Here is a 26,450-nt window from a genome sequence, read left to right as displayed (position 1 = left end):
TGTCAGTCACTGAATGTGTGTCTGATCCACCGCTTTCGCGAGCAAGCCCGCTCCCACATTTTGATCGAGGCGTCAGTTGGATTACAGACGCAGCAAAGTCTTCCAGGCGCGGTTCTGATAAACCGCAATCGCCTGATGCATCCGCGCATCCAGCGACTCATCGGTGATCGGCTGGTTGGCCAATTGCGCCAACTTGTTCAGCTCGCCGTACAGACGGTCCAGCTCCGGGATGTCCACCACCTGACGTGCATGGTGCAGCCACGCCTGAATACGCTCGATGCGCGGCAGTTGCTCAGCCAAATCTTCCGGCTGCTGCTGGTAGCGCTGCAGTTGCAGGGCGACGGCGTCGTCGGCCAGCAGGCGCGGCAGCCAGTTGGTGATTTGCGCGGCGCCCTGGCGGTTGCCACGCACATTGCGGTCGGCGGTCCAGGTGCGGGCCAGCAACCAGCGCGAAGCGTTCAGTGAGAACAAGCCCCAACGCACGTCGTCCAATTCTTCGATGAACTGTTCCGGCGCGGCTTTGCGGATGTCTTCATCGTCGTCGCCGGCTTGTACCAGCGGGCGCCAGTCTTCCAGCAAGGCATCGAGTGCGCTGCGCAGTTCACTGGTCGATTGACGCGGTGCGGCCTGGCCCAGGCTGCCGATCAGAGCGCGCAATTCGCCAAGGTTGTCGACCCAATCTTGCAGCAAGCGCCAGTGGCCGTTGAACCGATACTGTTCGGCCAGGCGCTGGCTGCTGCCGAGCAAGTGCCACATGATCGCGGCGAAGGTATCGTCCAACGGCATTTCGGCGTGTACGTCGGGTGCCGGCAGGCTCAGGGAGTAGCTGCTGGCGTCGTACAGGCGGTAGCCGCGCTCGGCCTTGCTGATATCGCAGGGCATCAGCGCGAGGGTCGCGGCCAGTTCGGCGGCGAGTTCCAGCAGGGCAGCCGGCTCACCTTCACGCAGCTCCAGCTCCAGCTCGCAGATTTCTTCTTTCTGCTTGCCGACCACTACATGGCCCAGGTCCAAAGCGGCTTCGATCACTACCTTGGCCTTGCCACGGCCCCAGGCGATTTCAGCGCGTTCACGCACAAAGTCGGTAGTGAAAATTGGCTTGAGGGTCTTTTTGTCCAGCTCGGCCAGTTGCTCGGGCCAGCATTCGCCGTCGAGCTTTTTCACGTCGAGCTTGGCTTTGGGCAAGTCCCAGTTGTACTCGTTACGTTCCGACAAGCCGGCGATGCTTTGACCGCGGGTCTTGAGGGTCTGGATGATCTCGTCACCGTCCTTGCGCAGGCGCAGGGCGACTTTGGCCTGGGCCAGGTCGCGCTCGGGGGTGTCGAAATACTGGTTCATCAACTCACGGCGTTCCCAGCCACTTTTGTTGCGTTTTTTCAGTAGCGGGTGCTCACGCAGCGCGGCGAGTGTTTCGCGGCTGACGCGGAGCTTGATTTCGGTTTCTTTCTGCATGGCCGGAAAATCCAGGATCGGGAGCGCAGCCGGGAAAAAGAGTGGCTGCCAAGGTCGTGCAGTGTACAGGACTGAGCCCGGCAACGTGCCGCAACGGTTTATTGTGTCGTGCAGATGGCTCTATAGTGGGGCTCATCCGTGAAGTTGAGAGACCGCGCATGCCATTACCGTCCATGAAAGAGCAGTTCGCCGCATTGATTGCCGCGCCTTCGGTCAGTTGCACCCAAGCGTCTCTCGACCAGACCAACCGCCCGGTGATTGATTTGCTCGCCAGTTGGCTGGGCGATTTGGGTTTCGCCATCGACATTCAACAAGTCAGCCCCGGCAAATTCAACCTGCTCGCGAGTTTCGGCAGCGGGCCCGGCGGGCTGGTGCTGGCGGGGCATAGCGATACCGTTCCGTATGACGCCGCGTTGTGGAAGACCGATCCGCTTAAGTTGACGGAAGTCGACGGCCGCTGGGTAGGACTGGGCAGCTGCGACATGAAGGGTTTTTTCGCGCTGGCGATTGAAGCTGTGTTGCCGTTGCTGGACCAACCGTTCAAGCAACCGCTGCTTATTCTTGCTACCTGCGATGAAGAAAGCTCGATGTCCGGCGCCCGTGCGCTGGCCGAAGCGGGGCGCCCGTTGGGCCGCGCCGCAGTCATCGGCGAGCCGACCGGGCTCAAGCCGATTCGCCTGCACAAAGGCGTGATGATGGAGCGCATCGATATCCTCGGTCAAAGCGGCCATTCATCGGATCCAAGCCTGGGCCACAGCGCCCTTGAAGCCATGCACGACGCCATCGGCGAACTGCGTGGCCTGCGCCTGGCCTGGCAGCGCGAGTACCGCAACCCGCAATTCAGCGTGCCGCAACCGACCATGAACTTCGGCTGCATCCATGGCGGCGATAACCCCAACCGCATCTGCGGCCAGTGTTCCCTGGAGTTCGACCTGCGGCCGTTGCCGGGCATGGACCCGCAGGTGCTGCGCAACGCCATTCGCCAGAAGCTCGAACCCTTGGCCGAACGGCACAAAGTGAAGATTGATTACGCGCCGCTGTTCCCCGAAGTGCCGCCGTTTGAGCAAGCCGAAGACGCCGAACTGGTGCGGGTTGCGGAACGATTGACCGGTCATCGTGCCGAAGCAGTAGCGTTCGGCACCGAAGCGCCTTATCTTCAGCGCCTCGGTTGCGAAACCCTGGTGTTAGGCCCTGGCGACATCGCCTGCGCCCATCAGCCGGGCGAGTACCTCGAAATGTCACGGTTGACGCCTACAGTGCGTCTATTGCGCGAACTGATTGAGCATTACTGCCTGAAACCCGCGTAAATTAACCCCTGCCCATTCGTACATAGAAGGAGAGCGAGCGTGTCGCCAAGCCTGTTCCGACGATAACCATCAGCCCGTTGTGCGCTTTCACGAATCATCCTTTTTCGGCTGCTTTTTATTACAGGCCCAGGTTTTATGCCCGAATACGTTAATTGGCTTCGTCACGCTTCGCCCTACATCAATGCTCACCGGGACTGCACCTTTGTGGTCATGCTGCCCGGCGACGGTGTGGAACACCCCAACTTCGGCAATATCGTCCACGACCTGGTGCTGCTGCACAGCCTGGGTGTGCGGCTGGTGCTGGTGCACGGTTCGCGCCCTCAAATTGAAACCCGTCTTGAAGCGCGCGGCTTGACCCCGGTTTACCACGAAGGCATGCGCATCACTGATGCCGCGACGCTGGAGTGTGTGATCGACGCCGTCGGCCACTTGCGTATCGCCATTGAAGCGCGCTTGTCCATGGACATGGCGTCCTCGCCGATGCAGGGTTCGCGCCTGCGTGTGACCAGCGGCAACCTGGTGACGGCGCGTCCGATCGGCGTGCTCGGAGGCGTGGACTATCACCATACCGGCGAAGTGCGCCGCGTCGACCGCAAAGGCATCAACCGTCTGTTGGACGAGCGCTCCATCGTGCTGCTGTCGCCGCTGGGCTATTCGCCCACCGGTGAAATCTTCAACCTGGCCTGCGAAGACGTCGCCACCCGCGCCGCCATCGACCTGGGCGCCGACAAGCTGCTGCTGTTTGGCGCCGACCTTGGCCTGATTGATGAACATGGCCGACTGGTGCGTGAACTGCGCCCGCAACAAGTGCCGGCGCACCTGTTGCGCCTGGGCAGCAACTACCAGGCGGAACTGTTGGACGCTGCCGCCGAGGCTTGCCGTGGCGGGGTAGGGCGCAGCCACATTGTGAGTTATGCCGAAAACGGCGCCTTGCTCACCGAACTGTTCACCCGGGACGGCGGCGGTACGCTGGTGGCCCAGGAGCAATTCGAACTGGTGCGCGAGGCGGCGATTGAAGACGTCGGCGGCTTGCTCGACCTGATCAGCCCATTGGAAGAGCAGGGCATTCTGGTACGCCGTTCGCGGGAAGTGCTGGAGCGCGAGGTCGAGCAGTTCAGCGTGGTCGAGCGCGAAGGCATGATCATCGCCTGTGCGGCGCTGTACCAGATCGCTGATTCGGACGCCGGTGAGTTGGCGTGCCTGGCGGTGAACCCGGAATACCGTCACGGCGGGCGCGGTGATGAGTTGCTGGAACGTATCGAAACGCGCGCGCGGGCGCAGGGGTTGAAGACGTTGTTCGTGCTGACTACCCGCACCGCTCACTGGTTCCGCGAGCGTGGGTTTGTGCCGAGCAGCGTGGATCGCCTGCCATCGGCGCGGGCGTCGCTGTACAACTATCAGCGTAATTCGAAAATCTTCGAAAAGGCGCTTTAAGCCCGAACCTTCTGCCTAATAAAGAGCTGGCTTATGTGGGAGCTGGCTTGCCTGCGATAGCATCACCTCGGTGTTACTGAAAAACCGAGGTGTCAGCATCGCAGGCAAGCCAGCTCCCACAGTTGATTGCCTTTATTGGCGGATAAATTTGTCGGTCACAAAGGCCGAGTAATCCGGCAACACCGTCTCCCCAACCGCCTTCGCCGTACCGCCTTTAAGCAGAGCATCGGTTTGCTGTGCCTGAGCATCCGGGAACGTAGTGGCTGCCAACAGCTCAGCATTGGAGTCTGTCAATTTAGCGATTTTCTGCACGGGCTTCGAATCCACCGTCCAGCTGTTTTTGCGCGCGGCATAGTCGGCAAAAGAATCCAGCGTGACGTTGGCAAACCTGGCCACCACGTCAGGATGTTTTTCCGCAAAATCTTTGCGCACCACCAAGGCTTCAGAAGTATTGATCTGCGCCGATACGATAAACACCATGCTCGGTAGATTGCGTGAAGCCGCCGCTGCGAGGGGCTGGAACCCAGGTTGTCTAGTTGTACTCCGCCGGAGACGATGGCGGTGACAACCTTTGGCCCACTGTTGAACCGGCGGCTCTGACACCAAAAGAAAGAATTAGTGACACAAAAACTGTAACAATTTGACGGGAGGATATGCCACTGGCCATGATGGCGTCGCCTTTTTGATCGTGGGTGACGTATGCAACAGTACGGCCACACTAATCGATCTAAAAAAAGCCAAGCAAATATCGTTTAGGTATTAGCTTATGGTGCGCGTGGGTCTACGCTGAGCCGCTCGTGTCATGGAAAAGCTTATTCCTGAATCGTATGAAAAAGGACGAAACAATTCTTTTTGGGTGTATGAAAAACTCATTACCCTGCAGGGACCAAATCAACTGCGATTAGACCAAGGTAGTAGACAAACCAAGTTACGATTGACTTGGTAGCCACTATCTGGCGCTAATCGCGCATCTGTGGATCCAGGGCGTCAGACCCGGGACCTAAGAAATACAAAAATTAGAAATGAGAGGAGCGGTACATGAAGAAGTCAACATTGGCGTTGGCCGTGGCTGTAGCTGCGATTGCCCAACAGGCAAACTCCGCCGGTTTTATCGATGACAGCAAGGTTACGCTGGGGCTGCGTAACTTTTACATCAACACTGATAACCGTGACTCCGCTGCTGGCACTGCAGCCAACAAGCGCGCCGGTGTTCAGAGCAAGCAAGAAGAATGGGGCCAAGGCTTCGATCTGCGCTTCATCTCCGGTTTCACCCAAGGCACCGTCGGTTTCGGTCTCGATGCTATCGGCCTGTTGGGCGTACGTCTGGATTCGGGCGGCGGCACCAACGGCGCCACTGCCACTTCCTACGGCGGCACCGTGTTCCCGAGCAAGTCCAACGGCGAAGCTGTTGATAACTACTCGAGCCTGGGCCTGACTGCCAAAGCCAAGATCTCTCAGACCGAATTGAAGCTGGGTACTCTGCAACCCAAGCTGCCGGTTATCGTGACCAACGATGGTCGTCTGCTGCCGCAGACCTTCCAGGGTGGCCAGATCACTTCGAACGATATCAAAGACCTGACGCTGGTTGCCGGTCAGATCGAAAAGGCCAAGGGTCGTAACTCCAGCAACGTTGACAACCTGTCCATTTCGGGTGCAAACAGCCGTGGCGCCAACTGGCGTGACAGCAACAAGTTCTACTTCGCCGGTGGTGATTACAAGATCACCAAGGACCTGACGGCTCAGTACTACTACGGCAACCTGGAAGATTTCTACAAGCAGCACTTCCTGGGCTTGACCCACAACTGGGCTATCGGCCCGGGTGTACTGAAATCTGACCTGCGTTACTTCAACAGCTCCGATGACGGTAAGAACGGCCACGAATCCGCCTACTTCTCTTCGGGCAACTACAGCGGCGTCAACTCCGGTCGCGGCAAGGTCGATAACAACCTGTACAGCGGCCTGTTCCTGTACACCGTTGCCGGCCACACCTTCGGTGGCGGTTACCAAGTCAGCAACGGTAGCAGCGACTTCCCTTGGTTGAACCAGGGCGACGGTTCGTCTGCCTACATCACCACTGACATGCAGATTGCCAAGTTCGCCCGTGCCGGCGAACGCACCTGGCAAGCTCGTTACGCTTATGACTTCGCCAAGGTTGGCGTGCCTGGCTTGACCGCCGGTGTCGTGTACCTCAAAGGTACTGATATCGATACCGTCAACGGTAGCCGTGCCGAGTTCACTGGTCAGTCCGAGTGGGAACGTGACATCACTGTTGCCTACGTGATCCCGGAAGGCCCGCTGAAAAACCTCGGTGTCGCCTGGAAAAACGCTATGTGGCGCAACGATGTTGCTGCCGCGCGCGATCAAGACGAAAACCGTGTAATCGTCAGCTACAGCTACGCGTTCAAGTAACTGCGTTAAGCCTTGCCCGGCGCAATGCCGGGCAAGGTATGTTGCTTTCAGGTCAGGCTCAACCCCCGCAAGCCCTCCCCGAATCCCCTCTTTGTACAGCGTCTCAAGGCCTTCTCGAACCTTGAAATCAATGGTGCTCCTCGGCCGTTGCGGCGTCCAATGAACAGATTTTTAATATTCCCTTATCGTCTAAATAAATCGATATTTATTCTTTTTAAATAATCTCCAACCCATGCACAGTGGGCTCCATAAGCACTCATCAGGAGCCACATCATGAGCCTAAGATTGGGCGACATCGCCCCCGACTTCGAACAGGATTCCAGCGCCGGCACCATTCGTTTCCACGAATGGCTGGGCGATAGCTGGGGCGTGTTGTTTTCCCATCCGGCCGACTTCACCCCGGTGTGCACCACCGAGCTGGGCTTCACCGCCAAGCTCAAGGACGAATTCGCCAAGCGCGGCGTCAAGGCGATCGCCCTGTCGGTCGACCCGGTGGACTCGCACCACAAGTGGATCGAAGACATCAACGAAACCCAGAACACCGTCGTCAACTTCCCGATCCTGGCCGATGCCGATCGCAAAGTGTCGGACCTCTACGACCTGATCCACCCGAACGCCAGTGACACCCTCACGGTGCGGTCGTTGTTCGTGATTGACCCGAACAAAAAGATTCGCCTGACCATCACCTACCCGGCCAGCACCGGCCGTAACTTCCACGAAATTCTGCGGGTCATTGATTCGCTGCAATTGACCGACAACCACAAGGTAGCCACGCCGGCCAACTGGCAGGACGGTGATGAAGTGGTGATCGTGCCGTCGCTCAAGGACGAGGAAGAGATCAAGAAGCGCTTTCCCAAGGGATATCGCGCGGTGAAGCCGTATCTGCGGCTTACCCCACAACCCAACCGTTAACACCGATCCATGTGGGAGGGGGCTTGCTCCCGGTAGCGGTGTGTCAGGCACCAACTGATTAGCTGATCCACTGCAATCGGGAGCAAGCCCCCTCCCACATTTTTGAGCGGATTTCGACGGACACACAGCAGGGGTTTTCAGGCCGTTTCGACGGCCTTTTTTTTCGCCCGCAGATCTATAAAGCGCATATTCTTTTTAAGAATAAACAAATGAAAAAATGAGATTTATAGATATATAAATCTGCTGCTAAGGTCTCTCCATCCTGGCGCCATCGCCACACCGCGAACCGCTGACACTTGCTCAAGGAATACCTGCATGCTGGTCGTAACACTTGGAGGCAGCCCCAGCCAGCGTTCGCGCTCCGGGGTCTTGCTGGATAAATCCCGTCAGTGGCTGCAAGACAAAGGCGTGGAAGTGGTGAGTTATCAGATACGGGACTTCCCGGCCGAAGACTTGCTGCACGCCCGCTTTGACAGCCCCAAAGTCATCGACCTGCTGCAACAAGTGGCCAACGCCGACGGGCTGGTCATCGCCACGCCGGTGTACAAGGCCTCGTTTTCCGGGGCGCTGAAAACCGTGCTGGATTTGCTGCCCGAACGCGCCCTGGCCCACAAGATCGTGCTGCCAATGGCCACCGGCGGCAGCATCGCCCACATGCTGGCGGTGGACTACGCCTTGAAACCGGTGCTGTCAGCGCTGAAAGCCGAGGAGTTGCTCCACGGCATTTTTGCCGAAGACACCCAGATCGCGTACGGCGAAGGCAGTGTCCAGGCGCAACTGGTGCCAGTGCTTGAACACCGTTTGCACGACGCCCTGGAAACCTTCTACAGCGCCATGGCCCGTCGCCCGAAACCGCTGGACCCGCATGCATTGAATGAACGTTTGTTGAGTGCCCGCTGGAGCATTTAAGCGCTACCCCTACATCGAGAAACACTCACCTTACTCAGCCGCCAACGGCCAAGCAGGTGCAGCCAACCCCCTCATCGCACTATTTGGAGAGAGCGCCATGCGCACTGTCATCTTGCGTCGTGGTCTGGTCGCACTGTTTGCTGCGGCTGTGTCCTTCGGCGCCATTGTTCAAGCCCAGGCCGCCGAAACCCTGCGGATCGGTTATCAGAAATACGGCACGCTGGTGCTGCTCAAGGCCAAGGGTTCGCTGGAAAAGCGCCTGGCCGCCCAGGGTGTGCAAGTGCAGTGGACTGAATTCCCCGGCGGCCCGCAATTGCTCGAAGGCCTGAACGTCGGCTCAATCGATTTTGGCGTGACGGGCGAAACCCCGCCGGTCTTCGCCCAGGCCGCCGGCGCCGACCTGCTGTATGTGGCCTACGAGCCGCCAGCGCCGACCAGTGAAGCGATCCTGGTGCCGAAAGACTCGCCGATCAAATCGGTGGCCGAGCTCAAAGGCAAGAAAGTCGTCCTGAACAAAGGCTCCAACGTGCATTACCTGCTGGTGCGTGCGCTGGAAGATGCCGGCCTGCAATACACCGACGTGCAGAAGGTGTTCCTGCCGCCCGCCGATGCCCGTGCCGCGTTTGAGCGCGGCAGCGTCGACGCGTGGGTAATCTGGGACCCGTACCAGGCCGCCGCCGAGAAACAACTGCAGGCACGCACTCTGCGTGACGGCACCGGCATCGCCGACAACCATCAGTTCTACCTGGCCACCAAGCCGTACGCCGAACAACACCCTGAAGTGATCAAGGCGTTGGTGGAAGAAGTGCGCGCGGTGGGCGAATGGTCCAAGGCCAATCCGCAGGAAGTCACCGAACAAGTTGCACCGCTGCTCGGCCTGCCGGCTGACATCACTTTGACCTCGGTGAAACGCCAAGGCTACGGCGCGCTGTTTCTGACCCCGGAAGTGGTCGCCGCCCAACAGAAAATCGCTGACAGCTTTTACCAACTCAAATTGATCCCCAAGCCCTTGAGCATCAAGGACGTGATCTGGACGCCACCCGCCGCCGTCGCCACAGCGCCGTAATCCGACTTCTTCAGGAGACAACTCCATGAGCCTCAATATTTTCTGGTTCCTGCCTACCCATGGCGACGGCCACTACCTTGGCACCGCCGAGGGCGCTCGCGCCGTCGATCACGGCTATTTGCAGCAAGTCGCCCAGGCGGCTGACCGCGTTGGCTTCGGCGGCGTGCTGATCCCCACCGGGCGCTCCTGCGAAGACTCGTGGCTGGTGGCCGCGTCGCTGATCCCGGTGACCCAGCGTCTGAAATTCCTCGTCGCCCTGCGCCCCGGGATCATTTCCCCGACGGTGGCCGCGCGTCAGGCCGCGACCCTTGATCGTCTGTCTGGTGGCCGCGCGCTGTTCAACCTGGTGACCGGCGGTGACCCGGAAGAACTGGCCGGCGACGGCTTGTTCCTGAGCCACGAAGAGCGTTATCAAGCCTCCGTGGAATTCACCCGCATCTGGCGCCGCGTGCTCGAAGGCGAAACCGTGGACTACGACGGCCAGCACATCAGCGTCAAAGGCGCCAAATTACTCTACCCGCCGATTCAGCAACCGCGCCCGCCGCTGTACTTCGGCGGTTCCTCCGAAGCGGCCCAGGACCTGGCTGCCGAACAGGTGGAAATGGTGCTGACCTGGGGCGAGCCACCGGCCGCCGTCGCCGAGAAAATCGCACAGGTGCGCGCCAAGGCCGCAAATCTTGGGCGCACTGTGCGCTTCGGCATCCGCCTGCACGTGATCGTGCGTGAAACCAACGCCGAAGCCTGGCAAGCCGCCGACAAACTGATCTCCCATGTGGACGATGAAACCATCGCCCGCGCCCAGGCCTCGCTGTCGCGCTTTGACTCGGTGGGCCAGCAGCGTATGGCTGCCTTGCACGGCGGTAGCCGCGACAACCTGGAAGTCAGCCCCAACCTGTGGGCCGGCGTTGGCCTGGTGCGCGGCGGTGCCGGCACGGCGCTGGTGGGCGATGGCCCAACCGTCGCTGCGCGCGTCAATGAATACGCAGCGCTGGGCATCGACACGTTTATCTTCTCCGGTTACCCACACCTGGAAGAGTCGTACCGGGTTGCAGAGCTGCTGTTCCCCCATCTTGATATCGAACGCCCGGAGCTGCCAAAAGGCGCGGGCTACGTCAGCCCGTTCGGCGAAATGGTCGCCAACGACATCCTTCCCAAAGCTGCGTCACAGAGCTGAGGCGCTGTCATGAATGTTGAAAAACTGAGCCATCGCGTAGCGCCCTGGGTGCTGCCGATTTTATTGCTGGCGGTGTGGCAGTTGTCGGTGTCGGCAGGCTGGTTGTCGACGCGCATTCTGCCGGCGCCCAGTGCCGTGATTGAAGCCGGGGTTAACCTGGTACGCACCGGCGAAATCTGGACGCACCTGGCCATCAGCGGCTGGCGTGCCGGGCTGGGGTTTGCGATTGGTGGCAGCATTGGTCTGATTCTGGGCTTTATCACCGGCCTGTCGAAGTGGGGCGAACGCCTGCTCGACAGCTCGGTGCAGATGATCCGCAACGTGCCGCACCTGGCGCTGATTCCGCTGGTGATCCTGTGGTTCGGCATCGACGAAACCGCAAAGATTTTCCTGGTCGCCCTCGGCACGCTGTTCCCGATTTACCTGAACACCTACCACGGCATCCGCAACGTCGACCCGGCGCTGGTGGAAATGTCGCGCAGCTACGGCTTGTCCGGCTTCAGCCTGTTCCGTCAGGTGATCCTGCCGGGCGCGCTGCCGTCGATTCTGGTGGGCGTGCGCTTTGCGCTGGGCTTCATGTGGCTGACGCTGATCGTGGCGGAAACTATCTCGGCCAGCTCCGGCATCGGTTACCTGGCGATGAACGCGCGGGAATTCCTGCAAACCGACGTCGTCGTCCTCGCCATTGTTATGTACGCCATCCTCGGCAAGCTCGCCGACCTCGCCGCGCGTGGCCTTGAGCGTGTGTGGCTGCGCTGGCATCCGGCTTACCAAGTGAACAAGGGAGGTGCGGCATGACCGCTCAACAACCTCCGCGCCTGCTTAAAGGCATCCCGCTGGCGGTGCGCAAGTTGCGCAAGGCCTTTGGTGCGAGGGAAGTGCTCAAAGAGATTGATCTGCATATTCCGGCGGGCCAGTTCGTGGCCGTGGTCGGTCGCAGTGGCTGCGGCAAAAGTACCTTGCTGCGCCTGCTGGCGGGCCTGGACAAAGCCAGCGGCGGCGAGTTGCTGGCGGGTTCCGCGCCGCTGAGTGACGCAATTGAAGACACGCGCTTGATGTTCCAGGAAGCGCGTTTGCTGCCGTGGAAAAAGATCATCGATAACGTCGGCCTGGGCCTTAAAGGCAACTGGCGCCCAAAAGCGCTGGAAGCTTTGGAGGCGGTGGGCCTGGTCGAGCGCGCCAATGAGTGGCCGGCGGCCTTGTCCGGTGGTCAGAAGCAGCGTGTGGCGCTTGCGCGCGCATTGATTCACCAGCCGCGCCTGCTGCTGCTCGACGAGCCGCTGGGCGCGCTGGATGCCCTGACCCGCATCGAGATGCAGCAACTGATTGAAAACCTCTGGCAGAAGCACGGCTTCACCGTGTTACTGGTCACCCATGACGTCAGCGAGGCCGTGGCCATCGCCGACCGGGTGATCCTGATCGAAGACGGCGAAATTGGCCTGGACCTCACTGTCGACCTGCCGCGCCCACGCGCCCGAGGCTCACATCGTCTGGCTGCGCTGGAATCTGAAGTGCTCAACCGTGTGCTGTCGTTGCCAGGCTCGCCGCCGGAACCCGAACCTGTTTCACCGCTGCCTACGCAATTGCGTTGGGCTCAATAACTCACTTGTCCCTGAAGGAAGAAGACCATGACTATTAAAGCCATCAACGTGCGTAACCAATTCAAAGGCACCATCAAGGAAATCGTCGAAGGCGACGTGCTGTCGGAAATCGACGTGCAGACAGCGTCCGGTATCGTGACTTCGGTAATTACTACCCGCTCGGTGAAAGAGTTGGAGTTGGTGATTGGCAGTGAAGTGATTGCCTTTGTTAAGTCCACCGAGGTGTCGATTGCCAAGTTGTGATTGAAGATCTTTGTTGCTTCTGAGATCGCCTTCGCGAGCAAGCCCGCTCCCACATTTTGATGTGTGAACACATTCAAAATGTGGGAGCGGGCTTGCTCGCGAAGAGGCCGGTACAGTCAACACAAGACTCAGCGCGCAGCCACCCGCTTGGGCAGATACGCCGGTAAATAAAGCCCCACATACGCATCAAACACCCGCATGCCTTCCTCGGCCATGCGCGCTGTGATCTGCCCGTGCTGATGTATCGAGCGCGCGTAGACGCGGTCGCTCAACTCCAGCGCCAACGCAAACACATCCACATCGCTTGGCAACGTCGGCACTTCAAAGTGGCGGCTGAACACGGCCAACATTAAATCCCCCAACTCCAGATCATGCTGACGGTCCGCCTGGGTCACTTCGGTCAGCCCGTGCTGCGCCAGGATCAACTGCCGCGCGGCGGCGTCGTGCTCGTAAATCGCGAGCATGCGCTGTTCGACGATGCAGGACAGGTCGCGCCATTGCTTGAGCGAATCATGCTCGATAGGCGCCTGAATCGCCGCGCGAAACGCTGCGTGTACAGCCGCCGTCAGCGCCTCGAGCAACGCCGGCACGCTGGCGAAAAAGTGGTACACCGATGACGGCGGTATCTGCGCGCGTTCCGCCACGCTGTAGATCGACAAACTCGCCACGCCTTCGGCCGCCAGCAAAGTGCGGGCGGCGTCGAGGATCGCGTCGATCCGGGCCTGGCTGCGAGCGCGGGGTTTGCGAGGGGCGGCGGAGCGGGTGGTCATGGAAGTCTCCTACAAGGCAGCGGGCATTGTATGAGCAGGAAGGTGTGTTGTCTGCCAGGCCGCCATCGCGAGCAAGCCCGCTCCCACATTCGAACCGGTTTCTTCAGGAAAACTCGGTCAAATGTGGGAGCGGGCTTGCTCGCGAAGGGGCCACCTCGGTCTCCCGGAGTAAACCCATAAAAAAACGCCACAGACTAAAAGCCTGTAGCGTTTTTTCAATGCTGCAACCGCTTACACGGTATGCAGGTACCAGTTGTACTCAAGGTCGGAGATGGAGTGTTCGAACTCTTCCAGCTCACTTTCCTTACAGGCGACGAAGATATCGATGTATTTAGGGTCGATGTACTTGGCCATCACCTCGCTGTCGTCCAACTCGCGCAGGGCATCGCGCAGGTTGTTCGGCAGGCTTTGTTCGTTCTGCTCGTAGCTGTTGCCTTCTACCGGTGCGCCAGGCTCGATCTTGTTGGTCAGGCCGTGATGCACGCCTGCCAACACCGAAGCCATCAGCAGGTAAGGGTTGGCGTCGGCGCCAGCCACACGGTGTTCGATACGCACCGAATCGGCTGTGCCGGTCGGTACGCGAATCGCCACGGTGCGGTTGTCCAGGCCCCAGCACGGCGAGTTCGGCACGTAGAACTGTGCGCCGAAACGACGGTAGGAGTTGACGTTGGGGCACAGGAACGCCATTTGGGCGGGCAGGGTCTCGAGCACACCGCCGATCGCGTGACGCAATGCGGCGTTCTGCTCGGGATCCTCGCTGGCAAAGATGTTTTTGCCGTCTTTGTCCAGGATCGAAATGTGTACGTGTAAACCGTTGCCTGCCTGGCCCGGGTAAGGCTTGGCCATGAAGGTGGTGTCCATCTCATGGTCGTAGGCGATGTTCTTGATCAGGCGCTTGAGCAGTACCGCGTAGTCGCAGGCCTTGATCGGGTCGGCGACGTGGTGCAGGTTCACTTCGAACTGCGCCGGGGCACTTTCCTTCACGATGGCGTCGGCCGGGATACCTTGCTCTTTGGCACCTTCCAGAATGTCCTGGAGGCAGTCGACGTATTCGTCGAGGTCGTCGATCAGGTAAACCTGAGTCGAATGCGGGCGTTTGCCGGAGATCGGCGAGCGGGGCGGTTGTGGGCGGCCGTTCACGTTCTCCTGGTCGATCAGGTAGAACTCAAGCTCAAAGGCGGCGCAAATGGTCAGACCAAGGTCGTCAAATTTGCTTACAACTTGGCGGAGGACTTCGCGAGGATCGGCGAAGAAAGGTTCACCTTCCAGTTCGTGCATGGTCATCAGCAGTTGCGCGGTTGGGCGCTTTTGCCAAGGCTCGTTGCACAGGGTGTCGGGGATTGGATAACAGATTCGGTCAGCATCGCCGATGTCCAGACCCAGGCCGGTGCTTTCCACCGTCGAGCCGTTGATATCCAGGGCAAATAAAGAGGCAGGCAGGTTAATGCCCTTCTCGTAAACCTTGTGGAGGCTGGTGCGTTCGATGCGCTTGCCGCGCACCACACCATTCATATCCGCAATTAGAAGGTCTACGTACAGAACCTCAGGATGATCCTTAAGGAACGCGTTCGCTTCGTTAAGCTGAACGGCACGCGGGGGTACCGACATGATGCAACACCTTTGTTGTTAAAAATATCAATCATTGATCTTTTCTGGTTTCAGTCAACCCGAACGGCATGCCGAAGTCAAGCGAGGCCGTTTTTGCCCTAAAAAAGCACCGCGAGGCCTTTTTTGGGGCTTTTTGGGGCAAATTTTTGGGTTTGAAGGCCTTGGGATTAGCAGGCTTGAGCGGGCCGTGTTGTATTTTTTACGGGGGTGTTGTGTAAAAAAATGAACAAGGCTAAGCTCGATTCAAACCCATAACAGCAATAATACCGGGGTGCTTCATGTCTCGCCTGCCGCCACTCGGCGTCTCGATCCGTGCCTTACGGGCCTCGCCTTCAGTCCCCGTCTCATCTATTCGCGTTGCGGCACCGGTCAATATTCTTGACGGCCCAGCCGATGGTTTCTTTATCGCGTCATCCTCCTCAAACCTGCCCATCGAAGCGCGCCCGTCCAGGCAGTTGCTCATGATTCTGCACGGCTTTTGCTTGATGAATGCAACACCACCACAAATGGCAGGTAAGCTTCTGCCTTGAACGACAAAACGACGCGGATGCTGCGTCAACTTACGCCTGACCTTTAATGGATGTCAGGAAACACAGCCCAGAGGCATTTATGAGTAACAACCTCGACCAGCTCACCGATTGGTTGAAAGACCACAAGATCACAGAAGTCGAATGCATGATTGGCGACCTCACGGGCATCACCCGCGGCAAGATCTCGCCGACCAACAAGTTCATCGCCGAAAAAGGCATGCGCCTGCCCGAGAGCGTTCTGTTGCAGACCGTGACCGGCGACTATGTCGAAGACGACATCTATTACGAACTGCTCGACCCGGCCGACATCGACATGATCTGCCGCCCCGACCAGAACGCGGTGTTCCTGGTGCCGTGGGCCATCGAGCCGACCGCCCAGGTGATCCACGACACCTACGACAAGCAAGGCAACCCGATCGAGCTGTCGCCGCGCAACGTGCTCAAGAAAGTGCTCAAGCTCTACGCCGAGAAAGGCTGGCAGCCTATCGTCGCGCCGGAGATGGAGTTCTACCTGACCAAGCGCTGCGAAGACCCGGACTTCCCGCTGCAACCGCCGATTGGCCGTTCCGGTCGCCCGGAGACCGGTCGCCAGTCCTTCTCTATAGAAGCGGCCAACGAATTCGACCCGCTGTTCGAAGACGTCTACGACTGGTGCGAACTGCAGGAGCTGGACCTCGACACGCTGATCCACGAGGACGGCACGGCGCAGATGGAAATCAACTTCCGTCACGGCGATGCCTTGTCCCTGGCCGACCAGATTCTGGTGTTCAAACGCACCATGCGCGAAGCCGCGCTCAAGCACAACGTGGCCGCCACCTTCATGGCCAAGCCCATGACCGGCGAGCCGGGCAGTGCGATGCACTTGCACCAGAGCATCATCGACATCGCCACCGGCAAAAACGTCTTCTCCAATGAAGACGGGAGCATGAGCCAGCTGTTCCTTAATCACATTGGCGGCCTGCAGAAATTCATCCCCGAATTGCTGCCGTTGTTTGCCCCCAACGTGAACTCGTTCCGCCGCTTCCTGCCCGACACCTCGGCGCCGGTGAACGTGGAATGGGGCGAAGAAAACCGCACCGTGGGCCTGCGCGTACCGGATGCCGGCCCGCAGAACCGTCGCGTGGAAAACCGCTTGCCGGGCGCCGATGCCAACCCGTACCTGGCGATTGCCGCCAGCCTGTTGTGCGGTTATATCGGCATGGTTGAAGGCCATGAGCCGAGCGCGCCAGTGGTGGGCCGTGGCTACGAGCGCCGCAACCTGCGCTTGCCGTTGACCATCGAAGACGCGCTGGAACGCATGGAAAACAGCAAGACCATCGAGAAGTATCTGGGTAAGAAATTCATCACGGGCTATGTCGCGGTCAAGCGGGCCGAGCATGAAAACTTCAAGCGCGTGATCAGTTCGTGGGAGCGGGAATTCCTGCTCTTCGCCGTCTGATGCGCCGGGCGGGCCGTGGGAATGGCTCGCCCTCACCTGAAACATCTAGGAGATTGGTATGTCCAGCAACAACCCGCAAACCCGTGAATGGCAAGCCTTAAGCAGCGATCATCACTTGGCGCCGTTCAGCGATTTCAAGCAATTGAAAGAGAAGGGCCCACGGATCATCACCAAAGCCCACGGCGTTTACCTGTGGGACAGCGAAGGCAACAAGATCCTCGATGGCATGGCTGGCCTGTGGTGCGTGGCGATCGGTTACGGTCGCGATGAACTGGCAGACGCCGCCGCCAAACAGATGAAAGAACTGCCGTATTACAACCTGTTCTTCCAGACCGCTCACCCGCCGGTGCTGGAACTGGCAAAAGCTATTTCCGATGTCGCACCGGCAGGCATGAACCACGTGTTCTTCACCGGTTCCGGCTCCGAAGGCAACGACACCATGTTGCGCATGGTCCGCCACTACTGGGCGATCAAGGGCCAGCCAAACAAGAAAACCATCATCAGCCGCAAGAATGGCTACCACGGCTCCACCGTGGCTGGCGCCAGCCTGGGCGGCATGACGTATATGCATGAACAGGGCGACCTGCCGATTCCGGGCATCACCCATATTGCCCAGCCGTACTGGTACGGCGAAGGTGGCGACATGAGCCCCGAAGCGTTCGGCGTGTGGGCGGCCAACCAGCTTGAAGAGAAAATTCTGGAAGTCGGCGTGGACAACGTCGGGGCCTTTATTGCCGAGCCTATCCAGGGTGCCGGTGGTGTGATCGTGCCGCCCGACAGCTACTGGCCGCGTATCAAGGAAATCCTCGCCAAGTACGACATTCTGTTCGTCGCTGATGAAGTGATCTGCGGTTTCGGCCGTACCGGCGAGTGGTTCGGCAGCGACTTCTACGACCTCAAGCCGCACATGATGACCATCGCCAAGGGCCTGACTTCGGGCTACATCCCAATGGGTGGCCTGATCGTGCGCGACGACGTGGTTGCCGTGCTCAATGAAGGCGGGGATTTCAACCACGGCTTCACCTACTCCGGTCACCCGGTGGCGGCAGCGGTAGCCCTGGAAAACATCCGAATTCTGCGCGATGAGAAGATCGTCAGCCGCGTTCACGACGAAACGGCACCTTATTTGCAGAACCGTCTGAGGGAACTGGCTGATCACCCGCTGGTGGGTGAAGTTCGCGGCGTAGGCATGCTTGGGGCGATTGAGCTGGTGCAGGACAAGGCCACGCGCAAACGTTACGAAGGGAAGGGCGCTGGCATGATCTGCCGCACGTTCTGCTTCGAGAATGGCCTGATCATGCGCGCCGTGGGCGACACCATGATCATTTCGCCGCCGCTGGTGATCAGCAAGGCTGAAATCGACGAGCTGGTGACTAAGGCTCGCCAGTGCCTGGACCTTACTTTGGCGGCATTGCAGGGCTAAATGCTAGGCTCAGTGCGCAGCGGCTTCGGGCGCTGCGTCCGGGCAGTTGTATACAGGCAGGCTTTGGTTGAAAGCCGGCCTGCGAACTTGCCAGACTGTCGCCCTGTTTTGTTGCCCTTTGAAAGGGCCGTGAGACGACGTAAAGAACGTGGCCCAAAAAAAGAAAGAATTGGAGCATCACCAAATGAAGGCATTAGGTTTGAAGAACGCTGGCAAGACCCTCCTCGCCTTGTCCCTGATGGGCGCAATGGCGGGCGCGGCCCAGGCAGACGATAAAGTGCTGCACGTCTACAACTGGTCCGACTACATTGCACCGGACACCATCGCCAACTTTGAAAAAGAGTCGGGCATCAAAGTGGTGTACGACGTGTTCGACAGCAACGAGACCCTGGAAGCCAAGTTGTTGGCAGGCAAGTCCGGTTACGACATTGTCGTGCCGTCGAACAACTTTCTCGCCAAGCAGATCAAGGCCGGTGTCTATCAGGAGCTGGACAGGTCCAAGCTGTCCAACTACGACAACCTGAACAAATCCCTGCTTAAAGCCGTGTCGGTCAGCGACCCGGACAACAAGCACGCCTTCCCGTACATGTGGGGCTCGATCGGCATCGGCTACAACCCGGAAAAGGTCAAGGCCGCGCTGGGCGTGGACAAGATCGACTCGTGGGACGTGCTGCTCAAGCCTGAGAACATTGCCAAGCTGAAAAGCTGTGGCGTGAGCTTCCTCGATTCGCCAACCGAAATGCTGCCCATCGCGCTGCACTACCTGGGCCTGCCGACGGACAGCCAGAAGAAAGAAGACCTCAAGCAAGCCGAGGCGCTGTTCCTCAAGATCCGTCCTTCGATTGGCTACTTCCACTCGTCCAAGTACATCTCCGACCTGGCCAACGGCAACATCTGCGTCGCCGTGGGTTACTCGGGTGACATCCAGCAGGCCAAGTCCCGCGCGGCTGAAGCCGGTGGCAAGGTCAAAGTGGCCTACGATATTCCGAAAGAAGGTGCTGGCAGCTTCTATGACATGGTCGCCATCCCTAAAGATGCCGAAAACGTCGAAGCCGCCTACAAGTTCATGAACTACCTGCTTGAGCCAAAAGTGATGGCCGCGATCACCGACAGCGTGCGTTTCCCGAACGGTAACGAGAAAGCCACTCCATTGGTCGACAAGGACATCACCAGCGACCCGGGCATTTACCCGCCAGCCGATGTGCAGGCCAAGCTCTACGCCATTGCTGACTTGCCGGCTGCGACCCAGCGTGAAATGACACGCAGCTGGACCAAAATCAAATCGGGCAAATAAGCCTTAAAACCTGTGTGAGGGGCAGTTTGACTGCCCCTCACACACAATAAATGACAGAAAGTTTTGCCGGATCGGTTTATCGAGGGTAAGTTGCGCGCCGGTTTTGTTGCCGGGAGACAACTTCGGGCCCAACTAGTTAAAAGGACCTCCACGTGCCAATTTCTTTTTTTCGCCAAGCCATGCTGGTGGGTGCAGGTGTCACGCTGGCTCTCAGCGTGCAGGCTGCACCGACGGTGCATATTTATAACTGGTCGGACTACATCGGCCCCGAGACGCTGGCCAACTTCGAAAAGGCCACGGGCATCAAGCCGGTCTATGACGTGTTTGATTCCAATGAAACCCTGGAAGGCAAGTTGCTCGCCGGGCGTACGGGTTACGACGTGGTCGTGCCGTCCAACCATTTCCTCGGCAAGCAGATCAAGGCCGGGGCGTTCCAGAAGCTCGACAAGTCGTTGCTGACGAACTATTCCAACCTCGACCCGGCGCTGCTCAAGCGTCTGGAGAAGAACGACCCGGGTAACCAATACTCCGTGCCGTACCTGTGGGGCACCAACGGCATTGGTTACAACGTCGACAAAGTCAAAGAAGTGCTGGGCATCGACCATATCGATTCCTGGGCGGTGCTGTTCGAACCGGAAAACATGAAGAAGCTCGCCACGTGCGGCGTGTCGTTCATGGACTCGGCGGATGAAATGCTGCCGGCGGTGCTCAACTACATGGGTCTGAACCCCAACAGCACCAACCCGGACGACTACAAAAAGGCTGAAGAAAAACTGCTGAAAGTGCGGCCTTACGTGACCTACTTCCATTCCTCCAAATACATCTCAGACCTGGCCAACGGCAACATTTGCGTGGCGGCCGGTTTCTCCGGAGATGTGTTCCAGGCCAAGGCCCGTGCGGCTGAGGCGGGTAAAGGCGTGAATATCGCCTATGCGATTCCCAAAGAAGGCGGCAACCTGTGGTTTGACGTGCTGGCGATCCCGGCGGACGCCACCAACGTCAAAGAGGCCCACGCCTACATCAACTATCTACTGCAGCCTGAGGTGATCGCTCAGGTCAGTGATTACGTCGGTTACGCCAACCCCAACCCAGGGGCGGACAAACTGATGGAGCAATCGATACGCACTAACGCAGCGGTTTACCCACCGCAGGCGGTTCTCGACCGTACATTCGTCAACTTCGAGTTACCCCCGAAAGTGCAACGCTTGATGACCCGTAGCTGGACCAAGGTCAAGACGGGCATGTAAGGCTTAAAGCTCAAATTATCCAGGGTTTGCCCGTTTTGGGCGGGCTGCACTCTTTGTTTTTGGGAGTTTCGTAAATGGCAGTTGCCTCCGGCGCCTATAAGAAAGCCCTCGAGGGCGACCAGACACCGAAAAAGGTGCTGGTCAAAATCGACCGGGTCACGAAGAAATTCGACGAGACGATTGCCGTGGACGATGTGTCCCTGGAAATCAAGAAAGGCGAAATTTTCGCCTTGCTCGGCGGTTCGGGTTCGGGCAAATCCACCCTGCTGCGCATGCTCGCAGGCTTCGAGCGCCCAACGGAAGGTCGCATTTACCTCGACGGTGTGGACATCACCGACATGCCGCCATACGAGCGGCCGATCAACATGATGTTCCAGTCCTACGCCTTGTTCCCGCACATGACCGTGGCGCAGAACATCGCCTTCGGCCTGCAACAGGACAAGATTCCCAAGGCCGAGGTCGAGGCCCGCGTGGCCGAGATGCTCAAGCTGGTACGCATGAGCGAGTACGCCAGGCGCAAGCCGCACCAACTCTCCGGCGGGCAACGCCAGCGCGTGGCGTTGGCGCGTTCCCTGGCCAAACGCCCGAAACTGCTGCTGCTCGATGAGCCGATGGGCGCCCTCGACAAAAAACTGCGTTCGCAGATGCAGCTTGAACTGGTCGAAATCATCGAGCGCGTCGGCGTGACCTGCGTGATGGTGACCCATGACCAGGAAGAGGCCATGACCATGGCCGAGCGTATTGCGATCATGCACCTGGGCTGGATCGCCCAGATCGGCAGCCCGATCGATATCTACGAAACGCCTACCAGCCGCCTGGTGTGCGAGTTCATCGGCAACGTCAACATCTTCGATACCCAGGTAGTCGACGACGCCGAAGGCCACGCGGTGCTCCAGTGCCCGGACCTCGACCGCAACATCTACGTGGGTTACGGCATCGCCACCTCGGTGGAAGACAAGTCGGTGACCTACGCCATCCGCCCTGAAAAGCTGCTGGTCACCACCGAAATGCCGACCTGCGAACACAACTGGTCCACGGGCAAGGTGCACGACATCGCCTACCTGGGCGGCCACTCGGTGTTTTACGTCGAACTGCCGAGCGGCAAGCTGGTGCAGTCCTTCGTCGCCAACGCCGAGCGCCGTGGCCAGCGGCCGACCTGGGGCGACCAGGTTTATGTATGGTGGGAAGACGACAGCGGCGTGGTACTTCGCTCATGAACATGAAGAAGTTCAAGCGGCGCATGCACCGGCTCGTCCCGAGCGGCAAGCAGGTTGTTATAGGGATTCCATTCATTTGGCTGTTTCTGTTCTTCGCGCTGCCGTTTTTCATCGTTCTGAAAATCAGCTTTGCCGAAGCCGACGTAGCGATCCCGCCGTACACCGAGATCTACACCTACGTTGAGCAGAAACTGCAGTTGGTGCTGAACCTGGCCAACTACGGGCTGCTGGCCGGCGACGAGTTGTACATCGCTGCGTATTTGGGCTCGCTGAAAATGGCGTTTTTCAGCACGCTGCTGTGCCTGCTGATCGGCTATCCGATGGCCTATGCCATTGCGACCGCGCGCAAAGAGATGCAGACCGTGCTGGTGCTGCTGATCATGATGCCGACCTGGACCGCGATCCTGATTCGCGTGTATGCGTGGATGGGCATCCTCAGCAACAACGGGTTGCTCAATGGCTTCCTGATGTCGATGGGGCTGATCAACGAACCGCTGCAGATCCTCAACACCAACATTGCGGTGTACATCGGTGTGGTCTATTCGTACCTGCCGTTCATGATCCTGCCGCTGTACGCCAATCTGGTGAAGCACGACCAGAGCCTGCTGGAAGCCGCATCGGACCTGGGTTCGAGCACCTTCAACAGCTTCTGGAAAATCACTGTGCCGCTGTCCAAGAACGGCATCATCGCCGGCTGCATGCTGGTGTTTATCCCGGTGGTGGGCGAGTTCGTGATCCCGGAACTGCTCGGCGGTCCGGAAACCCTGATGATCGGTAAAGTGTTGTGGCAAGAATTCTTCAACAACCGTGACTGGCCGGTGGCGTCTGCCCTGGCCGTGGTGATGCTGGCGATCCTGATCGTGCCGATCATCCTGTTCAACCGCAGCCAGGCCAAAGAGCTGGAGGGCAAGATATGAAGCGCTTTCGTTTCTCCAGCTTCATGCTGGTCGCAGGATTGCTGTTCATCTACCTGCCGATGTTGATCCTGGTGATCTATTCGTTCAACGAATCCAAACTGGTGACGGTGTGGGGCGGTTGGTCGATCAAGTGGTACGTGGGCTTGCTGGACAACACTCAGTTGATGGGCTCGGTGGCGCGCTCGCTGGAAATTGCCTGCTACACCGCCGTTGCGGCGGTGGCGCTGGGTACCCTGGCCGCCTTCGTGCTGACGCGCATCAGCCACTTCAAGGGCCGCACGCTGTTTGGCGGCCTTGTGACGGCGCCGTTGGTGATGCCTGAAGTGATCACCGGTCTGTCGTTATTGCTGCTGTTCGTGGCCATGGCGCAGATGATCGGCTGGCCGCAAGAGCGTGGCATTGTCACCATCTGGATCGCCCACACCACCTTCTGTGCGGCGTATGTGGCAGTGGTGGTGTCGGCGCGCTTGCGTGAGCTGGACCTGTCGATTGAAGAAGCAGCGATGGACCTGGGCGCGCGGCCGTGGAAGGTGTTCTTCCTGATCACCATCCCGATGATCGCGCCGTCACTGGCGGCGGGCGGCATGATGTCGTTCGCGCTGTCGCTGGATGACCTGGTTCTGGCCAGCTTCGTGTCGGGCCCAGGCTCGACCACCTTGCCGATGGAAGTGTTCTCGGCCGTGCGTCTTGGGGTCAAACCCGAGATCAACGCCGTGGCCAGTTTGATTCTGTTGGCGGTGTCGCTGGTGACCTTCCTGGTGTGGTTCTTCAGCCGCCGTGCCGAAGAAATGCGCAAGAAAGCCATCCAGCAAGCCATCGAAGAAGCGGCAGCGGATGGCTGGCAACAGCCCGACAAGCGCCGCGCGCCTGCACTGGTCTAATCAGGGCTACCTGAAGAAACCGGATCAAAATGTGGGAGCGGGCTTGCTCGCGAATGCGGTATGTCAGCCAATATCTTTGGCGACTGATACACCGCATTCGCGAGCAAGCCCGCTCCCACAGTTGATTGCATTTCAGGCTGATTAAGCAGCCCACGGCGATTTGCGGATGACTTCAACAAAGTTCATCGGCTTGAACCCCGGCTCCTGATCTACCAGCACATCCGTCTTCACGTTGCCAAACGTGGTCTGCGGACGATGGCGCAAGCCGTCGGCAAACGCGCAGATGATGCACTCCTTGAACCCTTCACCGCGTGGGTGCGCATGCACCACGGCTTCGCGCTGCACGGTGGAAAACGCAGCGTAGTCCATCCCCAGCACGTCCATTTCAACGCCGGCGGTCACCAGCGCCACGGTCGGGCGCAAGTGCTGCGGCACGCCCGGCGTGGTGTGCAGGGCAATCGACAGCCACACTTGCTCGATATCGTCATCGCTCAGTCCGTATTGCTTGAGAAAGGCTGCTGCCGCGTTGGCGCCGTCGACCTCAAAACGCTCGTTGTCACTGCGATGGCCTTCCACCAGGCCCAGGTCATGGAACATCGCGCCGACGTAAAGCAGGTCCGGGTTGTAGGCGAGCTGCTTGCGCTCACCGCTCAACGCGCCGAACAAAAACACCCGGCGGGAGTGGTGGTAGAGCAGGTCGGATTCGACGTCGCGGATGTATTCGGTGGTGGCCTTGGCCAGGGCGCTGTCCGGAATCTGGATGCCGGCGATGGTGGTGCTCATGGTCGTGCTCCTCAACAAAGCGCCGGGGGTGGCGCCGATGAGTCCAGTCTGGTCGCGCACCTGCGAAGCGGCTATCGCGGCGAGGGTGCGATGTCGGCCAATGTGCCTTCACATCGCGCCAAGTGAATGAGTCTCTTGAAGCCTGAGCAGATCAAATGTGGGAGCGGGCTTGCTCGCGAAAGCGGTATGTCAGTTAATACAGGAGTCGACTGAACAACCGCATTCGCGAGCAAGCCCGCTCCCACAGGGGATTTGTGTTCACACCGTTAATCAAGGCTTATCACCCATGGGCAAAACCGTCGCCATCTTGATCTTCCCCGGCGTCCAGTCGCTGGACGTGACCGGCCCCATGGATGTGTTCTGCGAGGCCAACCGTTTTTTGCCGCCGCAGGATCACTACACACTGCACGTCATCGGCTTGGGCCACGGCAGCATGGCGGCCTCCAATGGTCTGTCGCTCCAGGCCCACCGTCATTACAGCGAAGCCCTGCAAGCCTACGACCTGCTGCTGGTCGCCGGCGGCCCGCAATTGCCCTTCGAAAATTTCGGCGCCGTGTTCGATGACTGGCTACGCGGCGCAACCGCCCGGGCGCAACGCTTCGGTTCAATCTGCAACGGCGCCTTCATGCTGGCGCGTGCCGGGCTGCTCGATGGAAAAACCGTCACCACCCACTGGAACGACGCCGCCGCCCTGGCGCGTGTATGCCCCACGGCGCAGGTCGAAGCTGATCGTCTTTACGTGCAGGATGGCAACCTCTACACGTCGGCCGGGGTCACGGCGGGCATCGATTTGTCGCTGTATTTGCTGGCCCAGGACCACGGCCCGGAAGTCGCGCTAAGCGTGGCCAAGCGCCTGGTGGTGTTCACCCAGCGTTCGGGCGGGCAGTCGCAGTTCAGCCCGTTTCTCACACCCCACGCCGAAACCACCTCGGCGGTAGCGCTGGTGCAGTTGTACGTGCTGGCGAACTTGACCGGGGATTTGACCATCGCCGACCTGGCCAGGGCGGCCAATATGAGCGCACGCAATTTCTCCCGGGTGTTTGCCCGAGAGGCGCGGGTTACGCCAGCGGAGTTTGTCGAGCGAGCGCGGTTGGACGCGGCGCGGGTGATGCTCGAAAGCAGCCCCGCGCCACTCAAGACCGTGGCCTATCAATGCGGCTTTCGTGACGCCCAGCATATGCGCAGTGTGTTCAACCGCCGGCTGGGCGTGACGCCGCAACAATTCCGGCTTAATTTTGCGGCGCCGGGTTGAGCGTGTCGTAGGCTTCCAGCGCGCGCAGCGAGTAGATATACGCCGCGCCGGCATTCAGCGAGATGGCGGTGGCGGCGTGGGTGTTGCTGACGCAGTTTCGCATGGAGTTGGGTCGCGGTTGTGGGCGCGGTAGCTAGCTTGTAGACCGCGTACATATCCGTTGTTGGGGTAACGGCTGCTTATGGTTCCGCCCTTACGGCGGGTCACTTTTGGAAGGACCGGAAGCCGGCCCAGCCAAAAGTAACCAAAAGGTCCTCGCCCCACCACTCGGCACCTCGCTTAGGCTCGGTGTGCCCTCACTCCGGCTTTGGAGCGTGGGCCGCCGCGATGGGCCATCCTTGGCCCAGCGCGGCTAACCCGGCGTCCTGCCGGGTTACTCACGCTCCAAAGCCTGCGTTCGGCCATCGTGGTTAACGGGGCGCCTTAGATCAAAAACAAAAGCAGATCAAAAGCACGGCGGCCTGAAAGCCGACCTGAGTGGTGTGGATCAACAGCGCGGTTCAGTGTGGAAGCCAGCTCCCACAGAAGAGCAGACTTGTGCAGCTATTGAAGTTGTACTCGGTCAAAACTGTGGGAGCGGGCTTGC

The 26,450-nt window shown here is 59.3% G+C and carries 22 protein-coding genes and 2 pseudogenes; 18 read left to right on the top strand and 6 right to left on the bottom strand.

The annotated features are described in order from the left end of the window. Positions 1 to 81: 81 nt before the first annotated feature. A complete protein-coding gene (locus Q7C20_RS17785) occupies positions 82 to 1,449 on the bottom strand; it encodes an inorganic triphosphatase (RefSeq protein ID WP_375069121.1) in 1,368 nt (455 codons plus the stop codon). A gap of 158 nt (positions 1,450 to 1,607) precedes the next feature. On the opposite strand from Q7C20_RS17785, the gene argE reads away from it, so the two are divergent. Both argE and argA read left to right on the top strand, forming a co-directional pair. After that, positions 1,608 to 2,756, top strand: a complete 1,149-nt coding sequence (gene argE / locus Q7C20_RS17780; protein ID WP_348061485.1) for an acetylornithine deacetylase — start codon at positions 1,608 to 1,610, stop codon at positions 2,754 to 2,756. A 135-nt stretch (positions 2,757 to 2,891) separates the two neighbouring features. Then, positions 2,892 to 4,190 carry an amino-acid N-acetyltransferase gene (argA, locus tag Q7C20_RS17775; RefSeq protein WP_348061483.1) on the top strand — a complete coding sequence of 433 codons (1,299 nt, stop codon included), beginning with the start codon at positions 2,892 to 2,894 and terminating at the stop codon, positions 4,188 to 4,190. Positions 4,191 to 4,322: 132 nt separating this feature from the next. On the opposite strand, the pseudogene Q7C20_RS17770 reads toward argA, so the two are convergent. Then, positions 4,323 to 4,857 (bottom strand): annotated as a pseudogene (locus tag Q7C20_RS17770) (hypothetical protein). A 371-nt stretch (positions 4,858 to 5,228) separates the two neighbouring features. Between Q7C20_RS17770 and Q7C20_RS17765 the strand changes: the two are divergent. The 8 genes from Q7C20_RS17765 (at position 5,229) to Q7C20_RS17730 (ending at position 12,504) form a co-directional block, all read left to right on the top strand. Further along, on the top strand, positions 5,229 to 6,599 hold the full coding sequence (locus tag Q7C20_RS17765; protein WP_348061481.1) for an OprD family porin: 1,371 nt from the start codon (positions 5,229 to 5,231) through the stop codon (positions 6,597 to 6,599). 273 nt (positions 6,600 to 6,872) lie between these two features. Continuing rightward, positions 6,873 to 7,511, top strand: a complete 639-nt coding sequence (locus Q7C20_RS17760) for a peroxiredoxin (protein WP_348061479.1) — start codon at positions 6,873 to 6,875, stop codon at positions 7,509 to 7,511. A gap of 315 nt (positions 7,512 to 7,826) precedes the next feature. Continuing rightward, on the top strand, positions 7,827 to 8,420 hold the full coding sequence (gene ssuE / locus Q7C20_RS17755; protein ID WP_348061477.1) for an NADPH-dependent FMN reductase: 594 nt from the start codon (positions 7,827 to 7,829) through the stop codon (positions 8,418 to 8,420). 97 nt (positions 8,421 to 8,517) lie between these two features. Beyond that, a complete protein-coding gene (locus Q7C20_RS17750) occupies positions 8,518 to 9,486 on the top strand; it encodes a sulfonate ABC transporter substrate-binding protein (protein WP_375069118.1) in 969 nt (322 codons plus the stop codon). A 25-nt stretch (positions 9,487 to 9,511) separates the two neighbouring features. After that, positions 9,512 to 10,660: an FMNH2-dependent alkanesulfonate monooxygenase gene (gene ssuD / locus Q7C20_RS17745; RefSeq protein ID WP_375069116.1), complete on the top strand. Its 1,149-nt coding sequence runs from the start codon at positions 9,512 to 9,514 to the stop codon at positions 10,658 to 10,660. 9 nt (positions 10,661 to 10,669) lie between these two features. After that, positions 10,670 to 11,458, top strand: coding sequence for an aliphatic sulfonate ABC transporter permease SsuC (ssuC, locus tag Q7C20_RS17740; protein ID WP_375069114.1), 789 nt, complete (start codon positions 10,670 to 10,672; stop codon positions 11,456 to 11,458). Further along, positions 11,455 to 12,261 (top strand): aliphatic sulfonates ABC transporter ATP-binding protein, encoded by an 807-nt coding sequence (gene ssuB, locus Q7C20_RS17735; protein WP_375069112.1) that lies wholly within the window; start codon positions 11,455 to 11,457, stop codon positions 12,259 to 12,261. Before ssuC ends, ssuB begins: the two co-directional genes overlap by 4 nt. Before the next feature lie 27 nt (positions 12,262 to 12,288). Continuing rightward, positions 12,289 to 12,504 (top strand): molybdopterin-binding protein, encoded by a 216-nt coding sequence (locus Q7C20_RS17730; RefSeq protein WP_003213899.1) that lies wholly within the window; start codon positions 12,289 to 12,291, stop codon positions 12,502 to 12,504. A 128-nt stretch (positions 12,505 to 12,632) separates the two neighbouring features. On the opposite strand, the gene Q7C20_RS17725 is transcribed toward Q7C20_RS17730, so the two are convergent. Both Q7C20_RS17725 and Q7C20_RS17720 read right to left on the bottom strand, forming a co-directional pair. Then, positions 12,633 to 13,274 carry a TetR/AcrR family transcriptional regulator gene (locus tag Q7C20_RS17725; RefSeq protein ID WP_375069109.1) on the bottom strand — a complete coding sequence of 214 codons (642 nt, stop codon included), beginning with the start codon at positions 13,272 to 13,274 and terminating at the stop codon, positions 12,633 to 12,635. Positions 13,275 to 13,505: 231 nt separating this feature from the next. Then, positions 13,506 to 14,882, bottom strand: a complete 1,377-nt coding sequence (locus Q7C20_RS17720; protein ID WP_375069107.1) for a glutamine synthetase family protein — start codon at positions 14,880 to 14,882, stop codon at positions 13,506 to 13,508. Positions 14,883 to 15,491: 609 nt separating this feature from the next. On the opposite strand from Q7C20_RS17720, the gene Q7C20_RS17715 reads away from it, so the two are divergent. The 7 genes from Q7C20_RS17715 to Q7C20_RS17685 all read left to right on the top strand — a co-directional run bounded on the left by Q7C20_RS17715 (position 15,492) and on the right by Q7C20_RS17685 (position 23,829). Continuing rightward, positions 15,492 to 16,850, top strand: coding sequence for a glutamine synthetase family protein (locus Q7C20_RS17715; RefSeq protein ID WP_375069105.1), 1,359 nt, complete (start codon positions 15,492 to 15,494; stop codon positions 16,848 to 16,850). A 58-nt stretch (positions 16,851 to 16,908) separates the two neighbouring features. Then, positions 16,909 to 18,273 (top strand): aspartate aminotransferase family protein, encoded by a 1,365-nt coding sequence (locus Q7C20_RS17710; protein ID WP_375069103.1) that lies wholly within the window; start codon positions 16,909 to 16,911, stop codon positions 18,271 to 18,273. Between the two features lie 199 nt (positions 18,274 to 18,472). Continuing rightward, positions 18,473 to 19,567 (top strand): polyamine ABC transporter substrate-binding protein, encoded by a 1,095-nt coding sequence (locus tag Q7C20_RS17705; RefSeq protein WP_375069196.1) that lies wholly within the window; start codon positions 18,473 to 18,475, stop codon positions 19,565 to 19,567. Between the two features lie 152 nt (positions 19,568 to 19,719). Next, a complete protein-coding gene (locus tag Q7C20_RS17700) occupies positions 19,720 to 20,814 on the top strand; it encodes a polyamine ABC transporter substrate-binding protein (RefSeq protein ID WP_375069101.1) in 1,095 nt (364 codons plus the stop codon). Between the two features lie 74 nt (positions 20,815 to 20,888). Next, positions 20,889 to 22,031 (top strand): ABC transporter ATP-binding protein, encoded by a 1,143-nt coding sequence (locus Q7C20_RS17695; RefSeq protein WP_375069099.1) that lies wholly within the window; start codon positions 20,889 to 20,891, stop codon positions 22,029 to 22,031. Next, the gene (locus Q7C20_RS17690; RefSeq protein WP_375069097.1) at positions 22,028 to 22,948 is read left to right on the top strand and encodes an ABC transporter permease subunit; all 921 of its coding nucleotides are present in this window, start codon (positions 22,028 to 22,030) and stop codon (positions 22,946 to 22,948) included. Before Q7C20_RS17695 ends, Q7C20_RS17690 begins: the two co-directional genes overlap by 4 nt. Then, positions 22,945 to 23,829 (top strand): ABC transporter permease subunit, encoded by an 885-nt coding sequence (locus Q7C20_RS17685; protein WP_375069095.1) that lies wholly within the window; start codon positions 22,945 to 22,947, stop codon positions 23,827 to 23,829. The genes Q7C20_RS17690 and Q7C20_RS17685 overlap by 4 nt, the downstream gene beginning before the upstream one ends. 141 nt (positions 23,830 to 23,970) lie before the next feature. Here the strand turns inward: Q7C20_RS17685 and Q7C20_RS17680 are convergent, their stop codons facing one another. Continuing rightward, the gene (locus Q7C20_RS17680) at positions 23,971 to 24,612 is read right to left on the bottom strand and encodes an HD domain-containing protein (RefSeq protein WP_375069093.1); all 642 of its coding nucleotides are present in this window, start codon (positions 24,610 to 24,612) and stop codon (positions 23,971 to 23,973) included. Positions 24,613 to 24,898: 286 nt separating this feature from the next. Between Q7C20_RS17680 and Q7C20_RS17675 the strand changes: the two genes are divergently transcribed. Then, a complete protein-coding gene (locus Q7C20_RS17675; protein WP_375069091.1) occupies positions 24,899 to 25,864 on the top strand; it encodes a GlxA family transcriptional regulator in 966 nt (321 codons plus the stop codon). Here Q7C20_RS17675 and Q7C20_RS17670 read toward each other — a convergent pair. Continuing rightward, positions 25,842 to 25,937 (bottom strand): annotated as a pseudogene (locus Q7C20_RS17670) (carboxymuconolactone decarboxylase family protein); the annotation flags it as partial. The gene Q7C20_RS17675 and the pseudogene Q7C20_RS17670 overlap by 23 nt on opposite strands. Between the last annotated feature and the right edge of the window lie 513 nt (positions 25,938 to 26,450).

Source organism: Pseudomonas sp. AMR01 (assembly GCF_041946035.1).
GTDB lineage: Bacteria > Pseudomonadota > Gammaproteobacteria > Pseudomonadales > Pseudomonadaceae > Aquipseudomonas > Aquipseudomonas antarctica_B.
This window is presented reverse-complemented; position numbering and strand designations above follow the sequence as displayed.